The organism is Dialister succinatiphilus (assembly GCF_928721695.1).
Classification (GTDB): Bacteria; Bacillota; Negativicutes; order Veillonellales; family Dialisteraceae; genus Dialister; species Dialister succinatiphilus.
Window position 1 is genome coordinate 2079446 of record NZ_OV788641.1, and the last position, 11140, is coordinate 2090585.

Here is an 11140-nt window from a genome sequence, read left to right on the forward strand (position 1 = left end):
AAACCTCCTCAAATTTTTTCTGCAGTAAATATGAATACAGGGCTCAGGGGATCATAGAGATGATACCTTCCCAATTTCCTGAGCCTGTTAATCTGCATCTGGAAACCTTCCAGGGTAAAGGGGCGGCCTTGAAATTCCCGCACCACTTCGCCTGTGGTTTCGGCAGTCACAGCAGTGAGCACCATGCGCCCGCCCTTGGGCAGAAGCTCCTCCGCCCTGTCAAGGATGGCATGCATATTACCGCTGGAACCGCCGATAATTACCACATTAAGAGGCGGCAGGCCGTCCATGGCCTCCGGCGCCGTCCCCTGTATAGTATGGATATTCTTCAATCCGAATTTTTCAGCGTTTTCCTCAATCAGCCGAATGCCTTCCGGATTTCTTTCAATGGAATACACATCCCCCTCGGAAGCAGCCAATGCCGCCTCGATGGAAATGGATCCCGTTCCTGCACCGATGTCCGCCACCCTGTCAGTGGGACGGATTCCCGCCTTCACCATCACCATGGCCCGGATTTCCGCCTTCGTCATCGGTACCTTTCCCCGAATAAACTCCTCATCACGAATACCAAATGTCTGCATCTTAGCCTATCACCACCATTACTGATTCACCAAATCCTTCAAGAGAGGCCAGTTTTTCCAGAGTAGACTCCTCCACCTGCTGGTTCTCATAGGAAATATGTTCGCAGGCTGCGGCCCTTGTATTCTTCGGCCACCCCTGTTTTATCAGATAACCGGCAATATAGGCAGGATTATGTTCATAATCCGTCAGAAATGCCAGCTTTCTGCCTTTTTCATAGGCCGTATCCTTCGTTTCCGGCACCCTTCCGTGGAAGGAAAGCCATCTGGCTCCCTGCCAGGGTTCGGAAATCAGACAGAATGCGGCCTGCACCGATGAAATACCGGGAATCACCTTCACCGGATGTTCGGGAAACTTCTTCTTCAGCCAGGGAAGAAGGCTGTAGAACCCGGGATCCCCGCTCACCATAACCACCACATCGCCCAAAGCGAGCTTTTCTGTAAGCCAGTCAGAAAGGAGGGACAGCTTTCCCGTCACCGGATAAGTCTCCTGTCCTTCTTTGGCATAGTCATGGAGCGCCCGCCTGCCGCCCACCAGGTAGTGGGCCTTTTCAATGGCCTCAAGGGCTTTGGGAAGGATGTAGTCCCGTCCCCCCGGTCCGATGCCTGCAACGATTAATGTATGATCCATTTGTTTTCCTCTAAAATCTCCTTTGCATGACTGCTCATGGCCTGGATGGTGCCGTCCATGGCGGCAAAAATAACGCCCACCTTCGCTTTACCGAAAATGTAACGCTCCGAACGCACCTGGGCCCGTTCGGCCATCTGACCATACACCATATCCAGATGCTCCCGGTGGATAATGATGGCAGCGCCGTCAGTGGTATTGCAGTCCATGATTTCCTTCACCACAGCAGGGGAAGCGCCGTTCATAGCGGCATAGGCAGCCATGGTTTCCATGCGGCCGTCGCTGTTCCTGTTATAGGTATGGAAACTGCCGGACGCCACCTTCACCAATTTTCCCATGTGGCCGATAAGAAGCATGCGGTCAAAGCCCCGGGCAATGCACTGCTCCATCATGAAGCCGATGAAATTGCTGGTCTCAATGATGGCCCCTTCCGGGATGCCCATGATTTTGGCCGCATTTTCACCGATCCGTCCAGGACAGAGTACCGCCGTGCGGAACCCCGACGCCCAAACCACCGGCACCTGGGGCGCCAGAGACCGCTTGTAGGCGTCCTCGCTCATAGGCTTTACAATGCCTGTGGTCCCCAGAACGGAAATACCGCCCTTCACGCCGATGGAAGGATTGAGCGTCTGTTTCGCCAGCTCCTCCCCCTTGGGGATAGAAACGGTGACGATGATGCCGTCATCCTTTGTAAAGAACTCTTCATACACATAACGGAGCATAATCTGGGGTCCCGGATTGATGGCCGGCTTTCCCACTGCCACCTGCAGGCCCGGACGGGTCACAATGCCCACACCTTTCCCGGCGCGAAGCTCCATGCCCGGCTCCCTTTTAAGTTCCACTGTCACCACAATGGGGGTGCCATTGGTGCAGTCCAGATCATCCCCCGCATCCTTCAGGCAGGTGGCACATCCCTTCTCGCCGTCTGCCTCTGCATGGTCCACAGGAATCACGATTTCCTGCCGCTGGGGAGAAAGGACGGTGACAGTCTTTGGAAATTCTCCTCTCATAGCCAGCACTGCCGCTTTCATGGCCCCTGCCGCCGTAGCACCGGTGGTATGGCCCTCGCGGAGCACCTTGCCAATCATTTCCTCTGGTTTCATTATCCCTTCATCTCTTTTATCTGTAATTCACAAACTGTAAGTCCATGGGAAGATCCTGCTGCTTCAGGAAAGCAATGCAGGCCTGCAGGGCATCCTTATCCTTTCCGCTGACCCTCACTTCGTCACCGTTGATTTTAGCAGACACCTTGATTTTAGATGCTTTCACCCGCTTTACGATATCCTTTGCCATGTCCGAAGAAATGCCGTTCGTCAGCTCCAGCACCTGACGCACCGTGCCGCCGGCAGCAGGCTCCTTCTTTTCCTCCCTGATATTCTTCAGGGAAATCCCCCGCTTCACCAGCTTCGTATTCAGGATATCCCTCACCAGACGAAGCTTGAAATCATCATCACCGATGAGAGTGATTCTGCCATCTTCCAGAGACACAGAACTTTTGCTTCCTTTGAAATCATAGCGGGTCCCGATTTCCCGGGCCGCCTGATTCACCGCATTCTGTGCCTCCTGCAGATCCGTACGGCACACCACATCGAAAGAATAATCCTTAGCCATCCTGTCCTCCTACTCCGGCAGGAATCCACAGAAATCTGTGACTTTCCACTTCCTTGTAAATGAAATTGATTACACCATTTCATTTTACCATATGCGGCGGGAAAAATGAGGAATTTTTATGAAAAAATTAAAAGCTCACCATGACGGCTAGGACGAAGATGACTTCAGCAGCAGACAGGCTGCATTTCAACAAGCGAAAAGAAGTCCCACTTTTTACCACCCGCCAGGTATCAGCCCTCTTTCATTCGGGAATAGAGCCTTACCCTCCCATAGCTTAAAATCTCCCATCATTTTCCGGTGGAAATCCGCTTCTCCATTCAGTATAATGAAATCAGATACATGCATAATCCCATGAAAACCATGCATTCAATTCATATGAATCAATTTGAAAGGAAGGTCATCACTATGCCGCTTGTAGGAACTACTGAAATGTTTAAGAAAGCCTATAAAGGTCATTATGCCATCGGTGCTTTCAATGTGAACAATATGGAAATCATCCAGGGCATTATGGAAGCTGCCAAGGAAGAAGAATCTCCGGTCATTCTTCAGGCCTCCGAAGGCGCCCGCAACTATGCAGGGCAGGAATACATCGTAGGCCTCGTAAAAATTGCGCTGCAGGATTATCCGGAAATCCCCACCGCCCTTCACCTGGATCACGGTTCCTCCTATGAAATCTGCAAAGCCTGCATTGACGGCGGATTCTCCTCTGTCATGTATGACGGCTCCAAGCATCCCTTTGAAGAAAACGTCAAAGTCACAAAGCAGATCGTAGAATATGCCCATGACAAAGGCGTAGTCGTAGAAGCAGAACTGGGCCGTCTGGCCGGCGTGGAAGATATGGTCAGCGTCGATGCCAAAGATGCCATCTTCACAGACCCCGACCAGGCTGCGGAATTTGTAGAACGGACCGGCTGCGACTCCCTGGCCATTGCCATCGGCACCAGCCACGGCGCCTACAAATACAAAGGCGACCCCTATCTGGACTATGAAAGACTGGAAAAAGTAGGAAAACTCCTGCCCGGCTACCCCATCGTCCTCCACGGTGCCTCCACGGTAATTCCGGAATTTGTAGAAAAATGCAACCAGTACGGCGGCAAAGTGCTCGGTGCCAAAGGCGTGCCGGAAGACATGCTCAGAAAAGCTGCCACCATGGCAGTCTGCAAAATTAATATCGACACCGATATCCGTCTGGCCATGACCAGCGCCATCAGAGAAGCTCTCTACAAAGATCCCTCCAACTTTGACCCCCGCAACTACCTGAAACCAGCCAGAAATGCAGTAAAAGAAATGGTCAAGCATAAGATTGAAGCCGTCCTCGGATCCGCTCATACCATTTGAACCATTTGACCACTCATTGTGAATAAAAAGGGGCTGTGAAAAAATGTTCAAGCATTTTTTCACAGCCCCTTTTTGTGTGTATTTTTTGTATAAAAGGTTTAGAAAGTTCAGCAGGGAAGGTTAAGGAAGCACTGATTAATTCATAGAGTCTGCTTTCATAAGAATTTTTATGCACTGCTTCGTCATGGGACTCCTTAAATAGCTCGCTATTCGCGTCGTCCCATTCCTCGCATTGCATAAAAATTCAAGAATAAAAGCAGACAGTGATTTAATCAGCGCTTCCTTAACGGGCCTCCACCCCGATGCTGATCCCGACTACGCCTCAGTGGCGTCTTTAAAAATTACTCAATAAAAAAAGCACCGCTTCCTGAGAAACGGTGTTTTCTTTCTGCTGATTAAGCGTTCTTTGCTGCTTCGCAGATCTTGGTGAAGCCTGCAGGATCGCTGATAGCCAGTTCGGACAGCATCTTGCGGTTTACTTCGATACCTGCTTTGGACAGGCCTGCAATGAGCTTGCTGTAGGTCAGGCCATTCTGACGAGCTGCTGCATTGATACGAACGATCCAGAGTTTACGGAATTCTCTCTTCTTGGATCTGCGGTCTCTTCTTGCATAGTAGAGAGCCTTCATGACCAGTTCGTTTGCTTTTCTGAACTGGGTATGACGGGCACCTCTGTAGCCTTTAGCCAGTTTCAGAATCTTCTTATGTCTTGCATGGGCGGTTACGCCGCTTTTTACTCTTGCCATTCTTTAAATCCTCCTTATTAGCCGTTTGGAAGCAATCTTGCTACACGTTTGTAATCAGACTTGGAAACCAGTGCTGCTTTCCTGAAGTTTCTCTTTCTCTTCGGGGATTTCTTTTCAAGAATGTGGCTCTTGAAGGCTTTATTTCTCTTGAACTGACCGGATCCTGTTTCGGTAAAACGTTTTGCCGCAGCGCGACGGGTTTTCATTTTCGGCATATCTGTCTCTCCTTTTTATGCTTTCGGGCCGATGACCATGGTCATGTTGCGCCCTTCTAATTTCGGTGGCTTTTCTCGAACAATGGAGTCACCGAGCTCTTTTGCAAAGCGATCAAGAACTTCCTGTCCCAATTCGGGATGGCTCATTTCTCTTCCGCGGAACATGATGGTCACTTTGACCTTGTTACCATCTCCGAGGAAACGCTGGGCATTCTTCAGCTTGACGAAGAAGTCATGGTCTTCAATGTTTGGACGAAGTTTGACTTCCTTAATCTGGAATACCTTCTGTTTCTTCTTTGCTTCTTTATCACGTTTCTGCTGCTCGTATCTGTATTTTCCATAATTCATGATACGGCATACCGGCGGACGGCCGTTAGGCGCCACCTCTACGAGATCAAGTCCCTTTTCTTCCGCAATGCGGATTGCTTCATGGAGTGTCATGATCCCCAGCTGTTCGTTTGTATCACTGACTACACGGACTTCTCTGGCCCGAATCTGTTCATTGATACTCAGTTCTTTACCTATTCTTTTCACCTCCGAAAAAGAAATCATTGCAAGTAAAAGGCGGACAGCATACACCGTCCGCCCCGAGTTCATACGTAAACCTTAGTAGCCTGCGCCTTGTAAGGTGAGAAGCGGATGACTTCTGCTTGCAATTAATCACATGAACAATAATACATCATGAAATTCAGTCTGTCAAGTCATTTCGTAAAACCCGGTGAGCCAGGCCAATGGTGACTTCATTGAAGTGAAGCACCCCTACCCCTACGAAAACGGCGACGCAGAGATGTTCTTTCCAGCGGGCAATACCGATCTTGCCCCCTACGTTCATGCCAATGGCCATGAGCTTCACCTGTTCGATAGCGGATTCCATAGCGCCAAGCACCGAGCCGTCACCTACATGGGTATCAGAAATGACATGCTGCCTCTGGGCAGCCACAATGGCAGATTCAAAAATCTTGGGAAGAATATCCGTGAATTTACCACCAAAATTAACAGCAACGGAACGGATGCCCTGGGCCGCCAGCTTTTCCTTCAGCTCGTTTTCATCCGCCCTGGTTTCCGACAAGGCCATGCGCACGGCGGCTCTTGCCACATCAGCGCTCTGAAATTCCCTCTGCATATCAGTATTCCCTGCTCTTGATTTCCTGCATCAGGCCGGCAATGAACATGGGAACCATCATGGAGCCCTTGTCGCCATCTTTGCGGCTTCTGATAGAAACGGTGTGGGACTTTTCTTCTTTATCCCCTACGATGAGCATGTAAGGAACCTTTTCCATCTGGGCTTTGCGAATCTTGTAGCCCAGGGTTTCATTGGCCTCTTCCAGTTCTACGCGGATATTGGATTCGGAAAGGGTCTTGGCCACGGATTTAGCATAGTCCATATGCTTTTCAGTTACCGGAATGACCTTGACCTGCACCGGAGCGATCCAGGTGGGGAATGCGCCGGCAAAATGTTCGATGAGGATGCCGATGAAGCGTTCCAGGGAGCCATAGCCTGCACGGTGCAGCATGACAGCTCTGTGCTTTTCACCGTCTTCACCGATATAGTTGACGTCAAACCGTTCCGGCAGCTGCATATCCATCTGAATGGTGCCGCACTGCCAGGTACGTCCCAGAGAGTCCTGTACGTGGAAATCCAGCTTCGGTCCGTAGAAGGCGCCGTCCCCTTCATTAATCTGGTAGGGAACGCCGGTCTTTTCGATGGCTTCGCGAAGAGCGTTGGTGGAAATTTCCCACAGTTCATCGCTTCCCATGGAATTTTCAGGACGAGTGGACAGTTCCACATGGTATTCCAGTCCGAATACACCGTACATCTTCTTGTACATGGCCATGCACTTGATGACTTCTTCCTTCATCTGGTCCTGGGTCATGAAAATGTGGGCATCATCCTGGGTAAAGCAGCGTACACGGAAGAGGCCATGGAGCGCACCGCGGAGTTCATGACGATGAACGAGGCCAAATTCGCCGACACGCATAGGCAGATCCCTGTAGGAACGCTGCTGGGTCTTGAAATAGAGAATTCCGCCGGGGCAGTTCATCGGCTTAATGGCATAGTCTTCACCATCAATCTTGGTGAAGTACATATTTTCTTTGTAATGATCCCAGTGGCCGGACTGAATCCACAGCTGCTTGGAAAGGATTACCGGTGTCATGATTTCCACATAGCCGAATTCCTTGAACAGTTCTCTTTCATAATCCATGAGCATGTTTCTGAGAGCCATGCCCTTTGGATGGAAGAAGGGGAATCCCGGGCCTTCATCATGGAAGGAGAAGAGGTCCAGCTGCTTGCCCAGCTTTCTGTGATCTCTCTTTTCTGCTTCGCTGCGAATAAAGAGGTAATGATCCAGATCTTCCTTCTTGAAGAAGGCGGTAGCATAGATACGCTGGAGCATCTTGTTCTTGGAATCACCGCGCCAGTAAGCGCCGGCTACAGTCATAATCTTGAATACCTTCACCTTGCCGGTGGAACGCATATGGGGACCTGCGCAGAGGTCTGTGAAATCGCCCTGTTCGTAGAGGGAAATCTGTGCATCTTCAGGAAGGTCATTGATAAGCATGACCTTGTAATCCTGGCCTTTGTCCTGGAAGAACTTCAGCGCTTCGCCGCGGCTTACCACTTTCTTGACCAGAGGAATGTTTTCTTTGGAAATCTTGGCCATTTCTTTTTCAATGGCTGCAAAATCTTCCTGGCTGAATACATGGTCAGAGTCCAGATCATAATAGAAGCCATCATCAATAGCCGGTCCAATGGCAAACTTGGTGCCCGGGAACAGGTGCTGGATAGCCTGGGCCATTACATGGGAAGCGGTATGGCGCAGAGTAAAGAGGCCTTCCTTATCTTCCTTGGTAAAAAATTCGACTTCACTGCCATCCACAATGGGATCACGGAGATCTGTCAGTTCACCGTTCACCTTAGCCACAATGGCATCCCTGCCAAGGCTGTTGGAAATGGCTTTCGCAGCATCGGCCAGGGAAATGGCAGATTCAAACTGCTTTTCCTTGCCGTCTTTCAATTTGATTGTAATCATGAAAATCTTCCTTTCCTATTTGTTTCCAGGCCGCTGGGAACAGCCCTGTAGAAACTAAGACACAAAAAAACTTCCGTCCCTAAGGGACGAAAGTTAACTTCCGCGGTTCCACCCAAATAAAGCATGACGCTTCACTCTATGGCTCATAACGGCATCCGGCCGGAAGGACTTCAATCCTTCTGTTCGGGAGCGGTAACCCATCCATCTTCCTGTCTGCTCGCACCGGCCGCAGACTCTCTTCAAAGATATCCGGATGCATCATGTCTCCGTCATCACATGTATGGTCATACTATAGTACGACTTGGCCCATTTGTCAAGGCCATTCTGCAAATGAATCTTAGAAGGAAGAAACTTCTGTCAGCTGCTGAACGATAAGCCTTCGCTCTCTCCCTCATTCCAGAATCGAGATATTCCGCCTTGAAGCCTGTCACAAGAGGCTGTACAGCACATTCACCACATCTTTGGCGCTGTCAGGGTGCACATCGCCGCAGGCAGCGGCCATGGCGCTTCTCACATCGGGATTTCTTAAAATCCGTCTGGCTGTTTCCGCCAAGTCTCCCCTTTTCACCCATTCGGCGCAGCCCCGGTTCTTCATGTGGAGCGCATTGGCCCGCTCCTGCCCCGGCAGGGTATTGACCAGCACCATGGGAAGGTGCATCACCATGGCTTCGGTGCAGGTCAGAGCCCCGGGCTTGGTGACAAGGATTTCACTTCGGGCCATGATTTCCGCCACCTTATTGGTATAGCTGTGAAGCTCCACGGGATGGTGAAGTTTGTCGGAAAGGGCCGCCACTTTTTCGTAAAGATCGATGTTTTTGCCGGTGATGACGATAAATTTGGAAATTTCATCCACCTCGTCCAGCCGGCGAATGTTGTCCACCACATTCCCAAGGCCCAATCCGCCGCCCATGACAAGAACTGTTCCCTTTTCAAAAGGCCTCTTCCTGGCCGCCTGCTCATAGAAAGAGCGGCGTACGGGAATACCGGTGACGTGGATGATATCACCAGGCACATCATAGCTTTCCATCAGCGTCTTCAGGTCCGGCGTAGCCACACAGAAACCGTCAAGATAATGGTCCACCCAGAGCTGGTGGATATCAAAATCTGTAATAACCCCCAGAAGAGGCACGCTGATTTTCCCCTCCGCCTTCAGCAGATCCGCGGCGCCTGCCGGAAAAGGATGGGTGAAAATGACCGCATCGGGCTTCAGCGTATTCACCAGACTCTTCATGCGGCGCTTGAAAGTCAAGGAAAGCATGAGCTGGGACATCTGTCCGAACCGGCTGTTCTGGGAATCGCTGTATAAGTGGTCATACATGGAGGGAAATACATCGATCATCTTCAAGTAAGTATCTTTGATAATATGGTCCACCGAAAGCCGGTTATTGGATACAAAATCGAGGACACTGACGGAATCGGAGGGATGGGACGCCTGCATGGCCTCCGCAATCGCCCGGGCTGCCTGGCTGTGCCCTGTTCCTATGCTGGCTGTCAAAATAATAAACTTGCGTGGTTTGTCCGACATGGCAGTTCCCCTTTTCTCTACTTCTCCGATAAATTATATCATAGCCGGCACTGGGAGTGTCAATTTTATTTGAAATGGAAACGCGGCTAGCGCCGCGGGTTGTGCAGAAGGGTCGTATAAGGAAAGGTTCTTAAGATGGACCGGCCTTATGGGCCGGAGGGTTCGTAAGTTTGACGGCCCTTCGGGCCAAGGGTTGTGGATTGCCCTTCGGGCGATGAGTATATAGTCAGCGTTACGAGCTTACCTTGGTGGAGCATATGACTTAATAAGCATTCTGCTGATTGGCTCGCTGCGCTCGCCTCCCCCTATCCGGCTACGCCGGACTTCCCCCGCAGGCGGGGGAAGAATAAAACACCGCGAAACACTCTCTTCATAAATGGCTCTACAGTAAGCACGGGTTATAGTGCCCCCGCTTGTGGGGGAAAGGTGGTGGCGCCAGCCACCAAAGGGGGGAAAACGCCGAAATGGTACGTGAAGTATATGACTCGCTGTTTTTCTCCTCAGATCCCTCGTTTCCCCTTGAGGGGAACGCCTCGAAGAGGCAAAGGGTGTACGGGGCAGAGTCCCGATAGGATGCTCCATCGCTATCCTGACCGCCAATCGGCGGCCCCCGAGCGAAGCGATGCACAGCGAACCCTTTAGGGGGCGATGAGTATTATAATGCCGCCTTTCGGCGGTCACGTCCACATCGAGTGTCATAATCATTCTTCCCCCCGTCTACCCCTTCGCCACTTCGTGGCCCTCTTCCCCTAAAGGGGACGCAAGAACGTTACGGGATTTACTTTCTGTGTCATATGACATGCTTCCCACCGGGCAAGGTGGCAGCGCCAGCCGCCAAAAAGGACGCAGGGAGCTTACCTGCTTACCCCTGTGCTGACTTAAGTCGTTCCCAAATAAAAAATACCTTCCCGAAGGAAGGTACTTTTTTGAGGCAGAAATCAGCGGCCGCCCAGGTGTGCATCGAACATGAAGAGCAGTCCTTCGCAATCCTTTGCTTTTTCAAAGCCTGCCACGTTGTCGCGGGCATTGACTTCTTCTTCGATCTGTTCAGTGATGAACCACTGGAGGAAGACTTCAGTTTCAATGTCCCCTTCTTCTCTGGCCAGTTTGAAGAGGTCTCTGATGGAAGCGGATACTTTTTCTTCATGAGCCAGGGAATCTTTGGCAGCGTCCAGCGGCTTGTCGTAATGTTTCTTAACGCCTTCTACGGAGTCAAAGTCTACTACACCATCTCTGTCTTCTACATAGGAAATGATTTTGAAAGCGTGTTCTCTTTCTTCTTCATACTGCTTGTCCAGCCATTTGGCATAGCCGTTCAGAGCCAGGTTCTTCATGTCATGGGACATGGAACGGTATAAATAACCGGAAGCCAGTTCCATATTGATCTGTTTGTTCAGGGCTTTTAAAAGTTTTGCGGATAATTTCATGGGTGTTTCTCCTTTGCTTCGTTCACACTGTGGAGGCTCG

Annotated in this window: 12 protein-coding genes; 1 reads left to right on the forward strand and 11 read right to left on the reverse strand. The window is 50.6% G+C overall.

Annotated elements, in window-relative coordinates:
• Window positions 1-8 precede the first annotated feature (8 nt).
• From cbiT to NW747_RS08795, 4 genes are read right to left on the reverse strand one after another with little or no spacing between them, the layout of a single operon-like run.
• Complete coding sequence (gene cbiT, locus NW747_RS08780) at window positions 9-581, reverse strand: precorrin-6Y C5,15-methyltransferase (decarboxylating) subunit CbiT (RefSeq protein WP_008858959.1); 573 nt, start codon at window positions 579-581, stop codon at window positions 9-11.
• Window position 582: 1 nt separating this feature from the next.
• Entirely contained in the window at window positions 583-1209 is a 627-nt protein-coding gene (gene cbiE, locus NW747_RS08785; protein ID WP_008858958.1) for a precorrin-6y C5,15-methyltransferase (decarboxylating) subunit CbiE, read from the reverse strand.
• On the reverse strand, window positions 1194-2309 hold the full coding sequence (gene cbiD, locus NW747_RS08790; RefSeq protein ID WP_008858957.1) for a cobalt-precorrin-5B (C(1))-methyltransferase CbiD: 1116 nt from the start codon (window positions 2307-2309) through the stop codon (window positions 1194-1196). Before cbiD ends, cbiE begins: the two co-directional genes overlap by 16 nt.
• A 16-nt stretch (window positions 2310-2325) precedes the next feature.
• Entirely contained in the window at window positions 2326-2817 is a 492-nt protein-coding gene (locus NW747_RS08795) for a YajQ family cyclic di-GMP-binding protein (RefSeq protein WP_008858956.1), read from the reverse strand.
• A 405-nt stretch (window positions 2818-3222) separates the two neighbouring features.
• On the opposite strand from NW747_RS08795, the gene fba reads away from it, so the two are divergent.
• A complete protein-coding gene (fba, locus tag NW747_RS08800) occupies window positions 3223-4155 on the forward strand; it encodes a class II fructose-1,6-bisphosphate aldolase (RefSeq protein ID WP_040379486.1) in 933 nt (310 codons plus the stop codon).
• Between the two features lie 395 nt (window positions 4156-4550).
• Here fba and rplT read toward each other — a convergent pair whose 3' ends face one another.
• From rplT to NW747_RS08835, 7 genes are all read right to left on the reverse strand, one after another.
• The gene (gene rplT / locus NW747_RS08805; protein ID WP_273186928.1) at window positions 4551-4901 is read right to left on the reverse strand and encodes a 50S ribosomal protein L20; all 351 of its coding nucleotides are present in this window, start codon (window positions 4899-4901) and stop codon (window positions 4551-4553) included.
• Window positions 4902-4918: 17 nt separating this feature from the next.
• Entirely contained in the window at window positions 4919-5116 is a 198-nt protein-coding gene (rpmI, locus tag NW747_RS08810) for a 50S ribosomal protein L35 (RefSeq protein WP_008858952.1), read from the reverse strand.
• A 15-nt stretch (window positions 5117-5131) separates the two neighbouring features.
• Window positions 5132-5668 (reverse strand): translation initiation factor IF-3, encoded by a 537-nt coding sequence (gene infC, locus NW747_RS08815; protein ID WP_071986741.1) that lies wholly within the window; start codon window positions 5666-5668, stop codon window positions 5132-5134.
• 136 nt (window positions 5669-5804) lie between these two features.
• On the reverse strand, window positions 5805-6239 hold the full coding sequence (locus tag NW747_RS08820) for a HutP family protein (protein WP_008858950.1): 435 nt from the start codon (window positions 6237-6239) through the stop codon (window positions 5805-5807).
• 1 nt (window position 6240) lies between these two features.
• The gene (gene thrS / locus NW747_RS08825) at window positions 6241-8148 is read right to left on the reverse strand and encodes a threonine--tRNA ligase (RefSeq protein ID WP_273186931.1); all 1908 of its coding nucleotides are present in this window, start codon (window positions 8146-8148) and stop codon (window positions 6241-6243) included.
• A 427-nt stretch (window positions 8149-8575) separates the two neighbouring features.
• A complete protein-coding gene (locus NW747_RS08830) occupies window positions 8576-9673 on the reverse strand; it encodes an MGDG synthase family glycosyltransferase (RefSeq protein WP_008858948.1) in 1098 nt (365 codons plus the stop codon).
• 938 nt (window positions 9674-10611) lie between these two features.
• Window positions 10612-11100, reverse strand: coding sequence for a ferritin (locus tag NW747_RS08835; RefSeq protein ID WP_008858947.1), 489 nt, complete (start codon window positions 11098-11100; stop codon window positions 10612-10614).
• Between the last annotated feature and the right edge of the window lie 40 nt (window positions 11101-11140).